Here is a 20,454-nt window from a genome sequence, read left to right as displayed (position 1 = left end):
GATGAGGCCGGATTATTTGCTATAAAAATGTGCAACGCTGACTCAATTGAAAATAATCGCGAATATGGCGGTTTGATATGCAAAAAGGATAAGAGCTATTTTTATACTGGTCCTCTAAAAGGCAGTGTAGCAGGAGTGAATCCATACAAAGCAGCCTGTCCTGACGACTCGAAAAGGGTTGGTGTATATCATACACATGGATATTTTTCTGATACAAAAGGAAATAAGGTTTTAAAGGAAAATGATGCTTATGATAGCTTACATTTTTCACCAAAAGATAAAAGCAGTGCTGATTTTTTTGCTAAAGGAGAAAAAGAGTATTCAAGTTATCTTGGGACACCAGAAAATACCTATTTTAAATACAGACCAAAAACCGGAAAGATTTCTGAGATGAAATAATATGAAATTTTTTATTTTTATTTTTTTGCTATGCAAAATATACAGTGTTTTTGGAGAGGATGTGATTTATTTAACAAGCAGAGAACAATCATCCTTAAAAATTGTATCTGATTGCCTGCCAGATAATGAGTCATTTGAAAGCTATAAAGCTAGCATTGAAGATAAAAAAGATTTTATTGAGATCATTTTTTTCGAATCTGATGAAGATATGGATAGTCAAGGTGGAGGTGGTAAAATGTATGTTTATCATGTTGATTTGAAAAATAACACATGTATTTTAGTAAGCAAAACGTTAATGAAATAATTTAAGTGTATGGCAAAGATATTGGGTCATGTCTTTAACCGTTACAGCACAGTGGCGGCACTGGACAGGCTATAGGGGGAACTGAGGTGCAATGCGGTGTCGACAATGGTGCGGGATGCTGACTGACAACGGACCCGATGGCGGGATAACTGAAGCCAAAATATCTCCCCAAAAGAAACAGCATCTGTACCACTGCGACCACCGGGGCCTGCCGCTGGCGCTGATACGCCAGGACGGCGCCATCAGCTGGCGCGCGGAATATGACGAATGGGGCAACGTGCTGCGGGAAGATAATCCACATAATCTGCAACAGCTTATCCGCCTGCCGGGACAGCAGTATGACGACGAATCCGGACTGCACTACAACCGCCACCGGTACTACAGTCCGGGACTGGGACGGTATATCACCCAGGATCCGATTGGGTTGAAAGGCGGGTTGAATTTTTACACATACCCATTGAATCCAGTGATGGAAGTTGATCCGTTAGGATCAGGCAACAATAAAAATAGATGGTAAGAAGATCACCGTACATAATAACGACGTTGATTCCTGGCCAAGTAACCCTCATGGTCACATGTATGATACAAATGAAGTAATTGATAAAGACGGTCGAATTTACGATAAATCATCAGGAAAAGAGAGGTGCTCATTGCCAAAAAAATATTTAACAAAGTGGTCAGACCTCCTAAAGAAAATAGGGAAACTATCAATAGTTGGAGATGCATTTATGCTTCATGATTTACTTGTTGAGGAAGCAACGGAAGCTTGTTCCCGTGGTGATAATGGAATGTGTGGCGTTTTGGAAATACTAAATGGGAAAAATGATAAACCTTATGAAGCATAGGCAGGGAATGAAAATGGAAAATATAGTCATCACCCCTAACATTAGCATAGATGATTATCTTGTACATAGCATTACATGGGATAAATCAGAGAACGTTCTTATAGATACTTCCAAGTTGGAAAATATAGATGATATCGTATATTGTGCAAAATTAGCATTACCCATGCCGGATATAAAATTCTCTCTAGCTGTGCTGGAACAACTTTCAGAAATAAAAATAATGCCAATGAATGTATTGGAAGAAATAATTTTAACAGGAGATCCTGGGTGTTGTGAGAGTATTTGCATGCGTACAGATCTAAATTCTAATTTAAGACGGATGTGTAGCTGTTTGGAGTTAACTCACAAAAAAACTGAGATAATTAGTAGTTCGGCTCATAGCAATCAGGTGAGTTTTCCAACATAAACATTTTTTAAATGTGTTTCTATGTCGCGGGTTGGCGTGGTTCCACTAGCTACAGCAACGATCACCATTATCACTACGATAAGGTGACCGGCAGACCACCACGCAGACGGAGAACTGCCGTATCCAGACGGTTTATACGCCGGGCAACTTCACGCTGTTGGGAGAATCGAAACGGACATGACAAAAGCCGCCGCCCACCGCACGCTGGTAGAGAAGCTCCAGCAGGATGCGGGAGTGACCTTCGTGCCGGAGCTGGTGGCGATGCTGGACGGGCTGGAAGCCGAATTGCGGCAAAGTGATATCAGCGCTGAAAATCAGCAATGGCTGGCGCAGTGCGGCTTAACGCCAGGATGGCGCCATCAGCTGGCGCGCGGAATATGATGAATGGGGTAACGTGCTGCAGGAAGATAATACGTACAATCTGCAACAGCTGATACGGCTGCCGGGACAGCAGTATGACGACGAATCCGGACTGCACTACAACCAGCACCGGTACTACAATCCGGGACAGGGACGGTATATCACCCAAGACCCGATAGGGCTGGCGGGGGATGAAATAAGTACGTATATACGCTTGATCCAATAGGAAAAGTGGATCCATATGGGTTACAACCATTTAATGGTATCGGTATGGGAAGAGCTACTACTGAGCGTGCCTCACTTGGTTTATGGATGACTCAGAATGGGGGTCGCCCCTGAATGCCGTATCGCTGCAGGTCCTGCTTATAGGTCATCTAGCCTTTTTCGACCTGCTCTTAAAGGATAGAGGATAATCTCGTTGGGTGCGTTTGAACTCAGTCATCATCACGTTCTCCGGATTTAAGTCAGGAACGTGTCAACGCTATTCAGGACGGGTCAGGGTAATAAAAAAAAGCCGCTGATAATCAGCGGCTTTTTTATGCTTACCTGAGAAAGAGCGTTAATTACTCTTCTTTCGCGCCACGCATTGCACGGCGACGATCGTTTTCAGTCAGGTGACGCTTACGAATACGGATAGAGGTTGGAGTCACTTCTACCAGTTCGTCGTCATCGATGAATTCCAGAGCCTGCTCCAGAGTCATCTTAACCGGCGGAACCAGAACCGTTGCTTCGTCAGTACCAGACGCACGCATGTTGGTCAGTTTCTTACCAGTCAGGCAGTTTACGGTCAGGTCGTTAGAGCGGCTGTGAATACCGATGATCTGGCCTTCGTAAACTTCTGCACCGTGACCCAGGAACAGCTTACCGCGGTCCTGCAGGCTGAACAGTGCGAACGCAACTGCTTTACCCTGGCCGTTGGAGATCAGTACGCCGTTCTGACGCTGACCCACATCACCCGCACGAACGTCGTCGTAGTGGCTGAAGGTGGAATACAGCAGACCGGTACCGGAGGTCATGGTCATGAATTCTGAACGGAAGCCGATCAGACCACGGCTTGGGATCACGTAGTCAAGACGTACGCGGCCTTTGCCATCTGGATTCATGTTTTTCAGATCGCCTTTACGCTCACCCAGCGCCTGCATCACAGAACCCTGATGCTGCTCTTCAACGTCCAGCGTTACGTTTTCGAACGGCTCTTGTTTACGGCCATCGATTTCGCGGAAGATAACTTTCGGACGGGAAACCGCCATTTCGAAACCTTCACGACGCATGTTTTCGATCAGAACAGACAGGTGCAGCTCACCACGACCGGATACACGGAATGCATCCGCATCTTCGGTTTCTTCAACGCGCAACGCAACGTTGTGCACCAGCTCTTTGTTCAGGCGGTCAAGGATCTGACGAGAGGTAACATATTTACCTTCTTTACCACAGAACGGAGAGGTGTTTACGCAGAAGAACATGGTTACGGTCGGTTCATCAACGGACAGAGCCGGCAGCGCTTCGACATTCTGCGGGTCGCAGATGGTGTCGGAGATGTTCAGTTCGCCCAGACCGGTGATCGCGATGATATCGCCTGCTTCGGCAATATCACTCTCGATACGTTCCAGACCCAGGTGGGTCAGAACTTTACCGACTTTACCGTTGCGGGTTTTGCCTTCGCTATCAATGATAGTGATCTGCTGGTTCGGTTTAACTTTACCGCGTTTGATGCGGCCGATACCGATAACGCCAACGTAGTTGTTGTAGTCCAGCTGAGAGATTTGCATCTGCAGCGGGCCGTCAAGGTCTACGTTCGGAGCTGGTACGCGATCAACGATGGTCTGATACAGCGGGGTCATGTCTTCCGCCATATCTTCGTGATCCAGACCTGCGATACCGTTCAGCGCGGAAGCGTAAACGATCGGGAAGTCCAGCTGCTCGTCGGTAGCGTCGAGGTTAACGAACAGGTCGAATACCTGATCAACAACCCAGTCAGGACGCGCGCCAGGACGGTCAACTTTGTTGATAACAACAATTGGCTTCAGGCCATGGGCAAAGGCTTTTTTGGTCACGAAGCGCGTCTGCGGCATCGGACCATCCATTGCATCCACCACCAGCAGCACGGAGTCGACCATGGACATTACACGTTCAACTTCACCACCGAAGTCGGCGTGCCCCGGGGTGTCAACGATGTTGATACGGTAGTCATTCCATTTGATAGCGGTGTTTTTAGCGAGGATGGTAATCCCACGCTCTTTCTCCAAATCGTTGGAGTCCATCACGCGCTCTTGGGTTTCAGCACGTGCATCGAACGTACCGGATTGTTGGAGCAGCTTGTCTACCAGGGTCGTTTTACCATGGTCTACGTGCGCGATGATGGCGATGTTACGCAAATTTTCGATCACAACTTTGCCTCAGGCATTTTAGAAATAGCGCGTTATTGTACACGGATTAATCGCAGTACAAAACAGGATCACAAACATCCTCCGCAAACAAGTATTGCAGAGTTTCTTTGTGATCACATTCACGGAGCGTTAAAAGGGGTAATCTGGGGTGCGTTGCACCAATATGGTGCTTAATGTTCACATTAAAGCACTATAATGGTGCAATACATCCTTCATGGTGCAGCCCCTTTGCACGATAGTGCGCATGATAACGCCTTTTAGGGGCAATTTAAAAGTTGGCACAGATTTCGCTTTATCTTTTTTACGGCGACACGGCCAATTTTTTGCAGAATTGAAGACTTCGTTACCACGACGACCATGACCAATCCGGGAGAGTAAGTATGTCCGCTGAACACGTTTTGACGATGCTGAACGAACACGAAGTGAAGTTTGTTGATTTGCGCTTCACTGATACCAAAGGTAAAGAACAGCACGTCACTATTCCTGCTCATCAGGTAAATGCCGAATTCTTTGAAGAAGGCAAAATGTTTGACGGCTCATCAATCGGTGGCTGGAAAGGCATTAACGAATCAGACATGGTTCTGATGCCAGATGCGTCTACTGCACTCATCGACCCGTTCTATGAAGAGTCTACCCTGATCATCCGTTGCGATATCCTGGAACCCGGTACGCTGCAGGGCTACGACCGCGACCCGCGCTCCATCGCTAAACGCGCTGAAGAGTACCTGCGTTCTACCGGCATCGCAGATACCGTTCTGTTCGGGCCAGAGCCAGAATTCTTCCTGTTTGACGACATCCGTTTCGGCGCGTCCATTTCCGGTTCCCACGTGGCTATCGATGATATCGAAGGCGCATGGAACTCCTCCACCAAATACGAAGGTGGTAACAAAGGTCACCGTCCTGGCGTGAAAGGCGGTTACTTCCCGGTTCCTCCGGTAGATTCTTCTCAGGACATCCGTTCTACCATGTGTCTGATCATGGAAGAAATGGGTCTGGTTGTTGAAGCGCACCACCACGAAGTGGCAACTGCTGGCCAGAACGAAATCGCAACCCGCTTTAACACCATGACCAAAAAAGCGGACGAAATTCAGATCTACAAATATGTGGTTCACAACGTCGCTCACCGCTTCGGTAAAACAGCAACCTTCATGCCGAAACCGATGTTCGGTGATAACGGTTCCGGTATGCACTGCCACATGTCCCTGTCCAAGAACGGCGTAAACCTGTTCTCCGGTGACAAATATGCGGGTCTGTCTGAGCAGGCGCTGTACTACATCGGCGGCGTTATCAAACACGCTAAAGCGATCAACGCCCTGGCGAACCCGACCACCAACTCCTACAAGCGTCTGGTCCCGGGCTACGAAGCGCCGGTCATGCTGGCTTACTCTGCCCGTAACCGTTCTGCCTCCATCCGTATTCCGGTGGTAGCTTCTCCGAAAGCGCGTCGTATCGAAGTGCGTTTCCCGGACCCGGCTGCTAACCCGTACCTGTGCTTTGCCGCGCTGCTGATGGCGGGTCTTGACGGTATTAAGAACAAGATCCACCCGGGCGAAGCGATGGACAAAAACCTGTACGACCTGCCGCCTGAAGAAGCGAAAGAGATCCCACAGGTTGCGGGTTCTCTGGAAGAAGCACTGAAAGAACTGGATCTGGACCGCGAGTTCCTGACTGCAGGCGGCGTGTTCACCAATGAAGCTATCGATGCGTACATTGCGCTGCGTCGCGAAGAAGATGACCGCGTGCGCATGACGCCGCACCCGGTAGAGTTTGAGCTGTACTACAGCGTTTAATTTAACTTTTACACTCTCACATAAAAACGTGCAGAGGATGTAATAACCAATGGATTTCTTGCTACAGCAAGGCGGCAATTGAGTGAATCCCCGGGAGCTTACATAAGTAAGTGACTGGGGTGAGCGAAAGCAGCCAACAAAGCTGTAGGGAGAAAGACGAAGGTTTTAGTTGCCGTGGAAACTTTCAGCCCATCACACGATGGGCTTTTTTCTCCACTAACAACCTGCTTTTTCGCGCTTTTTATCCATAAAAAGCTATAATGCACTAAAATGGTGCAACACTTTTCAGGAGACTGCTGAATGGCAACCGGCACGCTGCCCGATGCTGGGCAGATCCTCAATTCTTTAATCAATAGCATCTTACTCGTCGACGATGAGCTGTCGATACATTACGCCAACCCGGCGGCACAACAGCTGCTCGCTCAAAGCTCCCGCAAACTGTTTGGTACACCGCTGCCCGATCTGTTGAGTTATTTCTCGTTAAACATCGGACTGCTGCGTGAGAGCCTGGAAGCCGGCCAGGGCTTTACGGATAACGAAGTGACGCTGGTGATAGACAGCCACTCACATATCCTCTCTGTGACCGCCCAGAGGCTGCCTGATGGCTTGATCCTGCTGGAGATGGCGCCAATGGATAACCAGCGCCGTCTGAGTCAGGAACAACTCCAGCATGCCCAGCAAATTGCCGCCCGCGATCTGGTACGCGGGCTGGCGCATGAAATCAAAAACCCGCTGGGCGGGTTACGCGGCGCGGCACAGCTTCTCAGTAAAGCGCTCCCGGACCCGGCGCTGACCGAATATACCAAAGTCATTATTGAGCAGGCCGACCGCCTGCGTAATCTGGTCGACCGTCTGTTAGGACCGCAACAACCGGGCATGCACGTCACGGAAAGTATTCACAAAGTAGCGGAGCGTGTGGTCGCGCTGGTTTCGATGGAAGTACCAGAAAACGTTACGCTAATTCGTGATTACGATCCGAGCCTGCCTGAGTTATTGCACGACCCGGACCAGATAGAACAGGTTTTGCTGAATATCGTGCGCAATGCCCTGCAAGCCTTAGGGCCGGAAGGTGGCGAGATCGTACTGCGTACCCGCACTGCGTTTCAGCTCACGCTGCACGGCGTGCGTTACCGTCTGGCGGCGCGGATCGATGTTGAGGATAACGGCCCGGGTATTCCCTCTCATTTGCAGGACACGCTGTTCTACCCAATGGTCAGCGGTCGCGAGGGCGGTACCGGCCTTGGGTTATCCATCGCCCGTAATTTAATTGATCAGCATTCCGGCAAAATTGAATTTACCAGTTGGCCGGGTCATACCGAGTTCTCGGTTTACCTGCCTATCAGGAAATAAAGGTGACGTTTATGCAACGAGGAATAGTCTGGGTCGTTGATGACGATAGTTCCATCCGTTGGGTGCTAGAACGTGCGCTCGCAGGGGCTGGTCTGAGCTGTACCGCATTTGAAAGCGGTAAAGAGGTGCTGGACGCGCTGGCCAGTAAAACGCCGGACGTATTGTTGTCAGACATTCGCATGCCGGGTATGGATGGTCTGACGCTGTTAAAACAGATCAAACAGCGTCATCCAATGCTTCCGGTCATCATAATGACGGCGCATTCCGATCTGGATGCCGCCGTCAGCGCCTACCAGCAAGGGGCGTTTGATTATCTGCCCAAACCTTTTGATATTGACGAAGCCGTGGCGCTGGTCGAACGTGCCATCAGTCATTATCAGGAACAGCAGCAGCCGCGTAATGTACAAATCCACGGACCAACGACCGATATTATTGGTGAAGCGCCAGCGATGCAGGATGTTTTTCGCATTATTGGCCGACTTTCCCGTTCTTCAATCAGCGTATTGATTAATGGCGAGTCCGGGACCGGTAAAGAGCTGGTCGCTCATGCCCTACACCGTCACAGCCCACGCGTCAAAGCGCCGTTTATTGCGCTGAACATGGCGGCTATCCCGAAAGATTTGATCGAGTCTGAACTGTTCGGTCATGAGAAAGGGGCGTTTACCGGGGCAAATACCATTCGTCAAGGGCGTTTTGAGCAGGCCGACGGTGGGACGCTGTTCCTCGATGAAATCGGCGATATGCCGCTGGACGTGCAAACGCGTTTATTGCGCGTATTAGCGGATGGACAGTTTTACCGGGTGGGTGGTTATGCGCCGGTGAAAGTGGATGTGCGCATCATCGCCGCCACGCACCAGAATCTGGAACTGCGCGTACAGGAAGGCAAATTCCGTGAGGATTTATTCCACCGTCTCAACGTCATTCGCGTTCATTTGCCCCCGCTGCGTGAACGTCGGGAAGACATCCCTCGCCTGGCACGTCATTTCCTGCAGGAAGCCGCCCGCGAACTTGGGGTGGAAGCCAAGCAATTACATCCCGAAACCGAGGCAGCGCTTACGCGTCTGGCCTGGCCGGGCAACGTACGCCAGCTTGAAAACACCTGCCGCTGGTTAACCGTTATGGCTGCCGGACAGGAAGTATTGATTCAGGACTTGCCGGCCGAGCTTTTTGAAACCAGCGTGCCAGACGCGCCGTCCCCTATGCAGCCGGACAGTTGGGCAACGCTGTTAGCGCAGTGGGCAGACCGGGCATTACGTTCCGGTCATCAAAATTTGCTTTCTGAAGCTCAACCAGAGATGGAGCGCACGCTATTGACCACCGCGCTACGTCATACCCAGGGGCATAAACAGGAAGCAGCGCGCTTGCTCGGCTGGGGCCGTAATACCTTGACGCGTAAGTTAAAAGAACTCGGAATGGAGTGACGCTCGGTCACAGTGTAAAGTTTGATAATTGAGCGCAAATTGCTGCTATTTTGCGCTTTACTGTTCTGATGAGTTAAGTATGATCGTGCCCGGCTAACGGGGGGAAGTCATCATGCTGGAATCAATGATTAATCTGCTGTCGAGCGGTGCGGTCGAAAGCCATACGCCACAAACTGCGGTTGCCGCAGTGCTGTGCGCGGCGCTGGTTGGACTGTTCAGCTGACAATGTGCCGGATGGCGCTAACGCTTATCGGGCCTACAGGTTATCGCAACGTGTAGGCCCGGTAAGCGCAGCGCCACCGGGCAACCCGGCTAAATGACGCGTGAGAACTGCTGCATCCGCGCTTTCTGCCGCAGATACGCATCGAAGCACATGCAGATATTACGGATCAGCAGGCGGCCCTTAGGCGTAACCTGAATTCCCTTCTCATTCACATCCACCAGCCCATCTTTCGCCAGCGGCGCCAGCAGTTTCAGATCTTCGGCAAAATAGTCAGCAAAATTCAGATCCCATTGCTGTTCCACGGCGGCATAGTCGAGGCGGAAGTTGCAGATCAGCAGCTTAATCACATCCCGACGAATACAGTCATCGCGGGTCAGCGCAATTCCTCGCCATAACGCGTTCCCCTGCTCGTCTACCTGCTGATAATAGCGCTTCAGCTCTTTTTGGTTCTGCGCGTAGTTGTCGCCAATCATACTGATTGCCGATACGCCCATCCCCAGAAGATCGGTATCCCCCTGGGTGGTATACCCCTGGAAATTACGATGCAGCACACCTTTGCGTTGAGCGATCGCCAGTTCGTCATCCGGGCGAGCAAAGTGATCCATGCCAATGAACTGATAACCGGTTTCGGTCAGTGAAGAGATGGTCTCCTGCAGGATATCCAACTTCTGTTGCGCGCTGGGCAGGTCGGCATCTTTGATTTTGCGCTGAGCAGCAAACAGCGTCGGCAGGTGAGCGTAGTTGAAGACGCTCAGTCGGTCTGGATTCAGCTCAGCAACGCGTTTCAGGGTGAAGGCGAAACTTTCCGGCGTCTGTTTTGGCAAACCATAAATCAGATCGATATTCGTCGAGGTAAAGCCAATCTCCCGCGCATGATTCAGCAGCGCAAAGATAAACTCCTCATCCTGCTCACGGTTCACCAGGCGCTGAACTTCTTTATTGAAGTCCTGCACCCCCATGCTCAGGCGGTTAAAACCTTCAGCGCGTAAATGATCGAGCACATCCAGCTCAATTTCACGCGGATCCACTTCGATCGAGATTTCCGCATCCGCGTTAAAGTTGAAGTTGCCACGCAGCAGCGACATCAAACGGCTGATTTGCGCTTTATTCAGATACGTTGGCGTGCCACCGCCCCAGTGCAGCTGACTGACATGACGTCCGGCAAACAACGGTGCGCGATGAATAATTTCTTGTTCTAAGACATCGAGGTATTGATCGGCTTTATGCTGCTGACGCGTCACAACCTTGTTGCAGCCGCAGAAGTAACACAGTTTGTGGCAGAACGGGATGTGAACGTACAACGAGAGCGGACGCTCAGGGTAACGCGCCACAGCGTTTAAAAACGCCTCGGCGCCGTAGTCTTCAGAAAACTCCAGCGCGGTTGGGTACGAGGTATATCGTGGCCCGGAATAGTTATATTTCTGGATCAGGGCCAGGTCCCAGTCTATTAGCTGCTCTGACATGCTCACTCCTTCCGATGGCGTCTCTGGCGGGTACGGCGTACCGGCTTAACCCCTGTGCGGGTAATAAGCCGGTTGCGCAGCCACTTCTGTCGCCGCGACAACCGCTGTAGTTTAACGAATAACCACACCAGATAACATATAACCGGAAGGGTTATAAGCAGGACGGGAAGACCCACGGTGTAAAACCGTTAGTTGCCGCCTTTCAGCAGGCGCATCATGTCTTCCGGTTTTTCTTCTTCTTCCTCTTCTTCCTCGTCATCGTAAGAGAGACCCAGCTTTTGCATCAGCTCATCAATGCGATCCAGCTTGGCATCAACCCAGGTTTGATCTTCCGCACTCAGGGTTTCTCCTGCTTCAAGACGCTCCAGCAGCGCATCCAGGCGCTCATCCGTTTCCAGTAAATCCAACTCAGCCTGTGGTGAAAGCATAGGTTTCTCACTCTTCGGTTTGTGCTGTTTGGTGACTTTTTCGGTCACGCCCAATGGAATGGGGGTTTTGCTGCCAATACGAGGATCTTGTTGCTTATTTTGCTTTCCGCCACCAGATGCGCCATCGCTACCGGACGCACGGCTACCCGCCGCATGGCCACGGTGTTTTTTCTGGCGCTTACGGTCGCGAGCTTCCTGGTTAATTTCTTCGCGTGTTTTACGACGCGCTTTTGCAGGACCTTTACCGCGTGGTGTAGAAGTTGGTTTCATCATGATTCGTCTTTGGCTGTTTTAATTCAGTATATATTTGCGCCGGAATCTAGCAGAAATAAAGAAAAAAGGCGACAGAGTAATCTGTCGCCTTTTTTCCTGACTCTCAACCCTTACGGGCTCTACTATCCCTGTTGGCTATCAACACACCCTGTTTTTCCCTTAGCCTGAAACATTCCGTGTTGTTTCCATTTCCTTTTACTAACGTCTCCGGACGTTTGTCTTCCTGACAATCCTGTGTCTTCGCCTCCTGGCGCTCCTGACCCTCATCCTGAGTCGTCTATCCTGTCAGCTTCCTCGCTATGGGCACTACTTTACCGTTTTGGTTTAAACGTACAAGTAACCAAGGTAACAATTTCGGATTTTAAGAATAGTGCCTAACCGTAACGCTATGATTTATTTAGGCCATGTCATTTTTTACACTGTCATCTCGTATAGATACTATAGGCAATGTCTCACAAAGTGCGAGGTTTTTACTTACACAGGCCACGCGTCGAAAAACCAGCCTTTTGCTGGTGTTCAGGTATAATCGCTGCAAAGCCTTGATTGATGGAGAGGACCGCTTTGACTAACTTGAATTATCAACAGACGCATTTTGTGATGAGTGCGCCTGATATTCGCCACTTACCTTCCGATACCGGAATCGAAGTGGCTTTTGCTGGCCGTTCCAACGCAGGCAAATCCAGTGCGCTAAATACCCTGACTAATCAAAAGAGTCTGGCGCGTACATCTAAAACACCGGGCCGTACTCAGCTCATCAACCTGTTTGAAGTCGTTGACGGTAAACGCCTGGTTGACCTGCCGGGGTATGGTTACGCCGAAGTGCCGGAAGAGATGAAGCGCAAATGGCAGCGCGCACTGGCTGAATATCTGGAAAAACGTCAGAGCCTGCAAGGTCTGGTGGTACTGATGGATATTCGTCATCCGCTTAAGGATCTGGATCAGCAGATGATCCTGTGGGCGGTAGAGAGCAACGTTCAGGTTCTGGTGCTACTGACTAAAGCAGACAAGCTGGCCAGCGGCGCGCGCAAAGCTCAACTGAATATGGTACGTGAAGCCGTGCTGGCGTTTAATGGTGATGTGCAGGTAGAAGCCTTTTCATCACTGAAAAAGCTGGGCGTGGACAAACTGCGGCAGAAGCTGGATAGCTGGTTTAGTGAACTGGCACCGGTCGAAGAGATTCAGGACGGGGAATAATCCCCCGCTATGCCGGATGGCGCCGCTGCGCGTCTTATCCGGCCTACGGCGTGAGCGAAACTTTTCTTGCGCACAATAAAAAACGCCCCAGTCATTACTGACTGGGGCGGCTAAAATATTCAGCCAAATCCGATTACGTGAAGTAAAAGGTCTGAAAGATAGAACATCTTACCTCTGTACCCTACGTGAATAACTTTACTCTTTTTTGAGCAGCTCAGAAAGCACTTTTTGTAATTTTTTTTCATTCCTTACATAGGGAATTCTAATGGACATCACAAAAAGTTCTATCTTATGTTGCTTAGTTACGAAAAAAGGCCGTTATTCAGTAAACCCTTAGTGCGCTTGATCCCAGTTTTCACCACTACCGACTTCCACTAATAACGGCACGTCAATCTGGGTCTCGTTTTCCATCAGTTGATGGATCTTTTTAGACACACTTTCCAGGTCATCTTTGTGCACTTCAAACACCAGTTCATCGTGAACTTGCATGATCATGCGCACGCGCGGTTTCTCGGTTTGCAGCCATCCGTCTACGGCTATCATGGCTCGCTTAATAATATCTGCGGCAGTACCTTGCATCGGGGCGTTGATTGCGGCGCGTTCAGCACCCGCACGACGAGCGCCATTACTGGATTTAATATCCGGCAAATAGAGGCGACGCCCTTCCAGCGTTTCAACGTAACCCTGCTCTTTTGCCTGTGCACGCGTGCGTTCCATATATTCCAGCACGCCAGGGTAGCGTTCGAAGTAGAGATCCATGTACTTCTGAGCTTCTTTGCGCGGAATATTTAACTGGCGAGCAAGACCAAAGGCGCTCATCCCGTAGATTAAACCGAAGTTGATAGCTTTCGCGCTGCGGCGTTGTTCGTTAGTTACTGAATCCAGCGGTAAGCCAAAGACTTCAGAGGCGGTTGCACGGTGAATATCTTTCCCTTCGGCAAATGCGGTAAGCAAACCTTTATCACGCGAGAGATGCGCCATGATACGCAGTTCAATCTGCGAGTAGTCCGCGGAAACAATCACGTAGTCTTCCGGTGCAATAAACGCCTGGCGAATACGACGACCTTCGTCATTACGTACCGGGATGTTCTGCAGATTCGGGTCCGTTGAAGACAAGCGCCCGGTAGCGGTAACCGCCTGATGATAGGAGGTATGTACGCGCCCGGTTTTCTTGTTAATCATCAACGGAAGCTTGTCCGTATAGGTCGACTTCAGTTTTGCTAACCCACGATATTCCAGGATCACTTTCGGCAACGGGTAGTCCAGCGCCAGCTCTTCCAGTACCTCTTCCGAGGTTGATGGCGCGCCGCCAGGTGTTTTCTTCAGCGGCTTAATACCCTGCTTTTCAAACAGGATGGTTTGTAGCTGCTTGGTGGAAGAGAGGTTAAACGCTTCTCCGGCGATCTCGTGCGCTTTTTGCTCCAGCTCGTTCAAACGCAGCGTCAGCTCTTCTGAATGCTTGTGCAGAACAGCCGGATCGATTTTCACACCGTTGCGCTCAACGCGAGACAAAACCGGCACCAGCGGCATATCGATATTTTCAAAGACGTTCAGCGGCCCTTTATGCTGCTGCAATTCCGGCCACATCTTCAGATGCAGTTGTAGCGTAACGTCGGCATCTTCCGCAGCGTAACGACCAGCTTCTTCCAGCGCTATCTGGTTAAAGGTCAGCTGGTTTTTGCCCTTTCCGGCGATCTCTTCAAAGGTGATGGTTTTATGTTTCAGCCAGCGATCGGACAGGCTGTCCATATCGTGTCTACCGGCAACGCTGTTAAGAATGTAGGACTCGAGCATGGTGTCAAAGACGATGCCGCGCAGTTCGATATCGTAGTTCGCCAGAATGCCGCGATCGTACTTCAGGTTTTGCCCGACTTTATGCGCGTTTTCGTCTTCCAACAGCGGCTTCAGCAGCGCCAACGCACGGTCGCGAGTGATCTGATCGGGGGCGTCCAGGTAGTCATGGGCAACAGGAACATAGGCAGCTACGCCCGGTTCAATGGCAAAAGACAGTCCAACCAGATTCGCAGAGATATTGTCCAGGCTGTCAGTTTCTGTATCAAAGGCGAAGACGGGCGCTTTTTTCAGCTTCGCGATCCACTCTTCCAGCGTCGCTTCATCCAGAATCGTCACGTAGTTATCGTACGAAAGAGCCGTCGCAGGTTCTTCCGGCGTAGCCTCGACGACGATTGTTTCCTGCGGTTTAGCCGCCGGCTTCGTTCCTTTCGCCTGCAGCCATTTACCGGCTTCTACGTCTGCAACCCAACGCTTAAACTCATACTGTTTAAACAGGCCAAGCAATTCATCTGCGGCGGGCTGCTTCACTTCCAGTTGCTCGCAGGTTAACTCCAGCTCAACATCTGTTTTAATGGTCGCTAATTGATAAGAGAGGTACGCCACCTCTTTATTTTGCTCAAGCTTGCCTGCCATGGTTTTCGCACCACGGAAAGTCAGCCCCGCAATTTTGTCAGATTCGGCATAAAGGGTATCCAGCCCCCCCAAGCCCTGGAGCAGCGCCTGAGCCGTTTTTTCACCCACGCCAGGTACACCAGGAATGTTATCGGAGGAGTCGCCCATCAGCGCCAGGAAATCAATAATCAGCTCAGGTGGCACACCGTACTTATTCACCACTTCATCCGGGCCAAGGATAGTATTGGTCATGGTGTTGATCAGGGTGATGTTCGGTGTCACCAGCTGAGCCATGTCTTTATCACCGGTACTGATCAGCACCGGACGACCAACCTTTTCCGCTTCACGCGCCAGCGTACCGATAACATCATCCGCTTCCACGCCTGAAACAGCCAGTAATGGCAACCCCATCGCTTTTACCATCGCATGTAGAGGTTCAATCTGCGCGCGCAGATCGTCAGGCATTGGCGGGCGGTGTGACTTGTAATGCTCGAATAATTCATCACGGAAGGTTTTACCCTTAGCGTCAAATACCACAGCAGCATGGGTCGGCTGATATTGTAGAATCAAGCTACGCAGCATGTTGAGAACACCGTACATCGCACCAGTAGGTTCTCCTGCGCTGTTAGTCAGCGGCGGAAACGCGTGATATGCGCGATAAAGGTAAGATGAGCCATCTACAAGGATAAGTGGGTTTTCTGGGATCTGAACCATAATGTCCGTGCCTGTTTATCAGATTATGGGTAAAGGATGCCACAGACGGGATGAAAACATGAGTTTTTCGCCGTTTTTGTCGAAAAACTTTTGCAGTTCTTCTGCTTTGCTCGCAAATAAGACTGTGGATAACTTTGTGAATAAATAATTTTCAGCTCTTTAAATATAGCAAGGTAATTATTGATTCATTATATTTTTTCATATATTTCAGTTAATTAAATAAATCTACAGCATTTTATTCCATTTTTATCGCTTGTATCCCGATGTGGATAGATATTCCTTTTTTTTCTATTCAGGGAAGATCCATCATTTGGTTCGTTTTCTGATAAAATCAGCCCCTTGCGCCTTTTTAGCGCACTGTCTATGGCTAACTTATTGAATAATTTAATTATGACAAGAATACTCGCTGCGATAACGCTGTTGCTGAGTATCGTATTGACCATATTGGTTACGATTTTTTGTTCTGTGCCAATCATCCTTGCCGGGGTGGTAAAACTCCTTTTGCCTGTTCCTGTCGTCTGGCGCAAGGTTTCCATCTTCTGTAATTTCATGATGTATTGCTGGTGTGAAGGTCTGGCTATACTGCTGCACCTCAATCCACGATTGAAGTGGGACGTCGAAGGGCTGGAAGGTCTTAGCAAAAAAAACTGGTATCTGCTCATTTGTAATCATTACAGCTGGGCCGATATCGTCGTGCTTTGCGTTCTGTTTCGTAAGCACATCCCGATGAATAAATATTTTCTCAAACAACAACTCGCCTGGGTGCCGTTTATTGGCCTGGCCTGCTGGGCACTGGATATGCCGTTTATGAAACGTTATTCACGCGGCTACCTGCTCCGTCACCCGGAACGGCGCGGTAAAGACGTGGAAACAACGCGTCGCTCCTGCGAGAAATTTCGCGTACACCCGACAACTATCGTCAATTTTGTCGAAGGTTCACGCTTTACTAATGAGAAACGTGAGCAAACCCGCTCCCCCTATCAAAACCTGCTCCCACCTAAGGCGGCCGGTATCGCTATGGCATTGAATGTGCTGGGGGCGCAGTTTGATAAGTTGCTGAACGTCACGCTGTGCTACCCGGAAAATAGCAGCCGCCCTTTCTACGATATGCTGAGCGGCAAATTAACGCGTATTGTCGTGCGGGTGAACCTGGAGCAAATTCAAGAAGAGTTGCACGGTGATTACGTGAACGATAAAGGTTTCAAGCGTCGGTTTCAGCTATGGTTGAATACGCTCTGGAGCGAGAAAGACGCGCAAATAGATGCGATTAAAGCCACAAACAAAAAAGCCGGTCAATGACCGGCTTTCGCTTTTATTTCTGACTAACCAGGAATTTCACGGTATCCGCATACTGCTGTACAAAGATATCCATGCTGCTGGTATCCATGCCCTGTGGGTTTACCTGGTATTTACCATTCACGAACATCGCCGGAACGCCCTGCAGCTGTAAATCAGCTGCCGCTTTTTCCTGCTGCGCCACGAGTGATTTCACCACAAAGCTGTTCCATGCCGCATCGTAGTCTTCACCTTTAATACCCGCGTCGACAAACACTTTACGGATATCTGCAACAGACTGAACGGTTTGGGTTTTCTGAACCCCTTCAAACAGCGGAACAGTGACCTTATCTTCAACGCCAAGTGCCATAGCAACAGCCCAGGCCTGCGTCAGATCTTTACCCAAAGGCCCAAGAAACTCGACGTGGTATTTGGTCATCTTGGTGCCTTCCGGCAGTTTTTTCTTCACGTTATCAGACATATGAAGCACTTCTTCAAACTGATAGCAGTGCGGGCAGTAGAAGGAGAAGAACTCCAACACTTGCGGTTCACCCGCAACAGGCTTTTCCAGAGTGATGTATTGTTTGCCATCCTGGAACTGCGCCGCAGATGCGCTAAAAGCTAAAACCATACCAGCCAGCGCCAGCCATATTTTTTTCATGTTCAAGTTTCTCCGATTAATACATTGGCGTTAATTGTAAGGGGGGCTCTTGCAGAATTTTTGCCTGCTCAATAAAAGTTGCGGTCTGACGATGCCAGTAATCTTCCCCAGTTAACCACGGGAAGTTTTTTGGAAACGCAGGGTCACCCCAACGTCGGATCAGCCATGCAAGATAATAAACTAAACGCATAGCACGTAAAGGTTCGATCAGTCCGATTTCTGTCGTGTCGAACTCACTAAACTCTTCATAAGCCTCGATAATGGTTTCAAGCTGCATGCGTTGTTCAGCTTTATCGCCGTTAAGAAGCATCCATAAATCCTGAACAGCCGGGCCATTGCGGGCATCATCTAAATCGACAAACATTGGACCGTCACGCCACAGAATATTGCCGGCATGACAATCACCATGCAGGCGTAACGTGGCAAAACGCGTATGCCAGCATTCGGAAACTACTGTAATAAGTGAATCCGTTGCTTTCAAGAAGGCTGCTTTTTGCCCTGAAGGAATAAGTTGGGCCTGTTCAAACAGTTTACGCGGTTCGGTCAGATACTCTTCAAGGCCAATCGTGGGACGGAAAGCGAAATTACGCTTGCCGCCAGTCTGGTGCATACGCCCCAGATAGCGCCCAACCGCCTCCATCTGATCGATGTTATCGGCCTCAAACTGGCGTCCGCCGACGCTTGGGAAGATCGCATAATGAAAACCCTGATGGCTTAACAGTGTTTGGCCGTTCAGTACCAGCGGAGCAGCAACCGGCACTTCATCGCTCACCAGTTCCAGCGCAAACTGGTGCTCTTCCTGGATCTGATCAACGGACCAACGCTCAGGGCGATAAAACTTAACGACAAAGCGTCGGCGGTCTTCGTCCTGAAACTGATAGACACGGTTTTCATAGCTGTTAAGCGGGGTAAGCCCGGAGTCCACCCGGATCCCCTGCTCAAACAGTGCATCCATGATGGTATCCGGGTGTAGCGGCTGGAAAGTAAAAGCGTTGTCGTTCATCCCATCATCCGGAAAATACTACGAATGATTCAGGATATCATTTCGCAGCGCTTTCGGTGGCGGCGATTACAAGCTTTTACTCTTTAATTACGCCACGCGCGCGGAGAAGGGCTGTTTTAAAATCTTCTTCATAATCTTTCTGAATACCTGGGATGACGGCGTCTTTCGCCGAGTCACGCATTTTCAGGTGATAGATCAGAATGTCATCAGTTAAATCCGCCAGTTCACCGTCAAAACCTGACTCTTGCGCCAGTTTCTGTAAAAATTGCATCAGGTTAAGATCAGGTTCTTTCTGCCAGGCTGGCTGGAGGAGTTCAATAACTTCATTAAGGCGTTTACATTTCATGGTTGTGCTCCTTAGGCTTAATACGGATACGTTAGCAGGGTCAATCCCACATTAAAAGAGGCGATATCAGTGATTCTGGATAGTGCAATAACAGGGGTTGTGCTGGCGGGCGGTAAGGCCAGACGGATGGGCGGAACCGATAAAGGCCTGCTTGAACTCGACGGTAAACCGCTTTGGCGACATGTGGCCGATACTCTCGCTTTGCAGGTCGATACCGTAGTCGTTAATGCCAATCGCCACCGGGATATCTACCAACAAAGCGGCCTGAAAGTTATTCCCGATGCCTTGGCCGATTTCCCTGGCCCACTGGCCGGGATGCTGTCGGTATTCCTGCAGCAAGCGGGGGACTGGTTTTTGTTCTGCCCGTGCGATATGCCCTATATTCCTCACGATCTGGTCTCCCGTTTAAAAGAGCAGCGCAAAGCTGCACCAATCGTCTGGGTGCATGATGGGGAAAGAGATCACCCGACAATTGCCCTGATGCACCGCTCCTTGCAGCCCTTGCTACAGGATTATCTTCAGTCAGGTGAACGACGCGTCATGGTCTTTATGCGTCAGGCTGGCGGTCATGCCGTCGATTTCAGCGATCATAAAGATGCATTCGTAAACGTGAACACACCTGAAGAACTTGCAAAATGGCAGGAAAAATCATGATCCCATTACTTGCCATTGCGGCATGGAGCGGTACGGGAAAAACCACGCTGCTAAAGAAACTGATCCCTGAGCTGCGTGTCAGAGGTATTAGACCCGGATTGATTAAGCATACACATCACAATATGGATGTCGACAAGCCCGGTAAAGACAGCTATGAGCTGCGCAAAGCAGGGGCGGCACAAACACTGGTCGCCAGCCAGCAACGTTGGGCGTTAATGGTAGAAACACCGGAAGAACCCGAACTGGATTTAGCGTATCTGGTAAGCAGGATGGATGCTTCGACGTTAGATATGGTACTGGTCGAGGGATTTAAGCATGAACCTGTTGCGAAGATCCTGCTTTTTCGTGAGGGCTGCGGACATACTCCTGAAGAGTTGGCGATGGATGAGTTTGTTATCGCGGTTGCCAGTGATGTTCCGTTATCTGTGGATGTTCCATTATTAGATATTAATGATATACAGCAAGTTGCTGATTTCGTTACGCAATGGGCAAGACGATAACTGCTGTATGTTGATGCGCTTTGGTAAGCCGGATAAGGCGTTTACGCCGCAT

20 protein-coding genes and 3 pseudogenes are annotated in these 20,454 nt (G+C 49.8%); 14 read left to right on the top strand and 9 right to left on the bottom strand.

The window, feature by feature from the left end:
* Window positions 1–27 precede the first annotated feature (27 nt).
* From FDX11_RS25710 to FDX11_RS25380, 6 genes and pseudogenes are all read left to right on the top strand, one after another.
* Window positions 28–399 (top strand): DUF4329 domain-containing protein, encoded by a 372-nt coding sequence (locus tag FDX11_RS25710; RefSeq protein ID WP_371414794.1) that lies wholly within the window; start codon window positions 28–30, stop codon window positions 397–399.
* A 1-nt stretch (window position 400) separates the two neighbouring features.
* Entirely contained in the window at window positions 401–703 is a 303-nt protein-coding gene (locus FDX11_RS03970; protein WP_137397536.1) for a hypothetical protein, read from the top strand.
* 163 nt (window positions 704–866) lie between these two features.
* Window positions 867–1,220 (top strand): annotated as a pseudogene (locus FDX11_RS03965) (RHS repeat-associated core domain-containing protein); the annotation flags it as partial.
* A 58-nt stretch (window positions 1,221–1,278) separates the two neighbouring features.
* A complete protein-coding gene (locus FDX11_RS03960) occupies window positions 1,279–1,548 on the top strand; it encodes a hypothetical protein (protein WP_137397535.1) in 270 nt (89 codons plus the stop codon).
* 13 nt (window positions 1,549–1,561) lie between these two features.
* Window positions 1,562–1,954: a hypothetical protein gene (locus FDX11_RS03955; RefSeq protein ID WP_137397534.1), complete on the top strand. Its 393-nt coding sequence runs from the start codon at window positions 1,562–1,564 to the stop codon at window positions 1,952–1,954.
* A gap of 82 nt (window positions 1,955–2,036) precedes the next feature.
* A pseudogene (locus tag FDX11_RS25380) lies at window positions 2,037–2,566 on the top strand (RHS repeat-associated core domain-containing protein); the annotation flags it as partial.
* Window positions 2,567–2,877: 311 nt separating this feature from the next.
* On the opposite strand, the gene typA reads toward FDX11_RS25380, so the two are convergent.
* Window positions 2,878–4,701, bottom strand: coding sequence for a ribosome-dependent GTPase TypA (gene typA, locus FDX11_RS03940; RefSeq protein ID WP_003028641.1), 1,824 nt, complete (start codon window positions 4,699–4,701; stop codon window positions 2,878–2,880).
* Between the two features lie 380 nt (window positions 4,702–5,081).
* Here typA and glnA point away from each other — a divergent pair, with 380 nt between their 5' ends.
* From glnA to FDX11_RS03915, 4 genes are all read left to right on the top strand, one after another.
* Window positions 5,082–6,491: a glutamate--ammonia ligase gene (gene glnA, locus FDX11_RS03935; RefSeq protein ID WP_038635848.1), complete on the top strand. Its 1,410-nt coding sequence runs from the start codon at window positions 5,082–5,084 to the stop codon at window positions 6,489–6,491.
* Window positions 6,492–6,791: 300 nt separating this feature from the next.
* Window positions 6,792–7,841, top strand: coding sequence for a nitrogen regulation protein NR(II) (glnL, locus tag FDX11_RS03925; RefSeq protein ID WP_042313563.1), 1,050 nt, complete (start codon window positions 6,792–6,794; stop codon window positions 7,839–7,841).
* Window positions 7,842–7,852: 11 nt separating this feature from the next.
* Window positions 7,853–9,262 (top strand): nitrogen regulation protein NR(I), encoded by a 1,410-nt coding sequence (gene glnG / locus FDX11_RS03920; protein ID WP_042313592.1) that lies wholly within the window; start codon window positions 7,853–7,855, stop codon window positions 9,260–9,262.
* A 112-nt stretch (window positions 9,263–9,374) separates the two neighbouring features.
* Entirely contained in the window at window positions 9,375–9,485 is a 111-nt protein-coding gene (locus tag FDX11_RS03915; protein ID WP_003028631.1) for a YshB family small membrane protein, read from the top strand.
* An 89-nt stretch (window positions 9,486–9,574) separates the two neighbouring features.
* On the opposite strand, the gene hemN is transcribed toward FDX11_RS03915, so the two are convergent.
* From hemN to FDX11_RS03900, 3 genes and pseudogenes are all read right to left on the bottom strand, one after another.
* Window positions 9,575–10,948 (bottom strand): oxygen-independent coproporphyrinogen III oxidase, encoded by a 1,374-nt coding sequence (gene hemN, locus FDX11_RS03910; RefSeq protein WP_038635842.1) that lies wholly within the window; start codon window positions 10,946–10,948, stop codon window positions 9,575–9,577.
* A gap of 188 nt (window positions 10,949–11,136) precedes the next feature.
* Window positions 11,137–11,646: a Der GTPase-activating protein YihI gene (yihI, locus tag FDX11_RS03905; protein WP_047025942.1), complete on the bottom strand. Its 510-nt coding sequence runs from the start codon at window positions 11,644–11,646 to the stop codon at window positions 11,137–11,139.
* 106 nt (window positions 11,647–11,752) lie between these two features.
* Window positions 11,753–12,001 (bottom strand): annotated as a pseudogene (locus FDX11_RS03900) (hypothetical protein).
* Window positions 12,002–12,210: 209 nt separating this feature from the next.
* Between FDX11_RS03900 and yihA the strand changes: the two are divergent.
* A complete protein-coding gene (yihA, locus tag FDX11_RS03895) occupies window positions 12,211–12,843 on the top strand; it encodes a ribosome biogenesis GTP-binding protein YihA/YsxC (protein ID WP_042313572.1) in 633 nt (210 codons plus the stop codon).
* A 333-nt stretch (window positions 12,844–13,176) separates the two neighbouring features.
* Here the strand turns inward: yihA and polA are convergent, their stop codons facing one another.
* Complete coding sequence (gene polA, locus FDX11_RS03890; protein WP_137397531.1) at window positions 13,177–15,963, bottom strand: DNA polymerase I; 2,787 nt, start codon at window positions 15,961–15,963, stop codon at window positions 13,177–13,179.
* A gap of 215 nt (window positions 15,964–16,178) precedes the next feature.
* Window positions 16,179–16,514, bottom strand: coding sequence for a hypothetical protein (locus tag FDX11_RS25375; protein ID WP_233639323.1), 336 nt, complete (start codon window positions 16,512–16,514; stop codon window positions 16,179–16,181).
* Between FDX11_RS25375 and FDX11_RS03885 the strand changes: the two genes are divergently transcribed.
* Window positions 16,399–17,262: an acyltransferase gene (locus tag FDX11_RS03885; RefSeq protein ID WP_249357208.1), complete on the top strand. Its 864-nt coding sequence runs from the start codon at window positions 16,399–16,401 to the stop codon at window positions 17,260–17,262. The genes FDX11_RS25375 and FDX11_RS03885 overlap by 116 nt on opposite strands.
* 13 nt (window positions 17,263–17,275) lie before the next feature.
* Here FDX11_RS03885 and dsbA read toward each other — a convergent pair whose 3' ends face one another.
* The 3 genes from dsbA to FDX11_RS03870 form a co-directional block, all read right to left on the bottom strand.
* The gene (dsbA, locus tag FDX11_RS03880; RefSeq protein ID WP_137397530.1) at window positions 17,276–17,899 is read right to left on the bottom strand and encodes a thiol:disulfide interchange protein DsbA; all 624 of its coding nucleotides are present in this window, start codon (window positions 17,897–17,899) and stop codon (window positions 17,276–17,278) included.
* A 16-nt stretch (window positions 17,900–17,915) separates the two neighbouring features.
* Complete coding sequence (locus FDX11_RS03875) at window positions 17,916–18,902, bottom strand: serine/threonine protein kinase (protein WP_137397529.1); 987 nt, start codon at window positions 18,900–18,902, stop codon at window positions 17,916–17,918.
* Between the two features lie 76 nt (window positions 18,903–18,978).
* A complete protein-coding gene (locus FDX11_RS03870) occupies window positions 18,979–19,248 on the bottom strand; it encodes a YihD family protein (protein ID WP_003028616.1) in 270 nt (89 codons plus the stop codon).
* Between the two features lie 69 nt (window positions 19,249–19,317).
* Between FDX11_RS03870 and mobA the strand changes: the two genes are divergently transcribed.
* Both mobA and mobB read left to right on the top strand, forming a co-directional pair.
* On the top strand, window positions 19,318–19,902 hold the full coding sequence (gene mobA, locus FDX11_RS03865; protein WP_137361690.1) for a molybdenum cofactor guanylyltransferase MobA: 585 nt from the start codon (window positions 19,318–19,320) through the stop codon (window positions 19,900–19,902).
* Entirely contained in the window at window positions 19,884–20,402 is a 519-nt protein-coding gene (gene mobB / locus FDX11_RS03860) for a molybdopterin-guanine dinucleotide biosynthesis protein MobB (protein WP_137350461.1), read from the top strand. The genes mobA and mobB overlap by 19 nt, the downstream gene beginning before the upstream one ends.
* Window positions 20,403–20,454: the final 52 nt, after the last annotated feature.

It is taken from the genome of Citrobacter sp. wls714, assembly GCF_005281025.1.
Taxonomy (GTDB): domain Bacteria; phylum Pseudomonadota; class Gammaproteobacteria; order Enterobacterales; family Enterobacteriaceae; genus Citrobacter; species Citrobacter werkmanii.
This window is presented reverse-complemented; position numbering and strand designations above follow the sequence as displayed.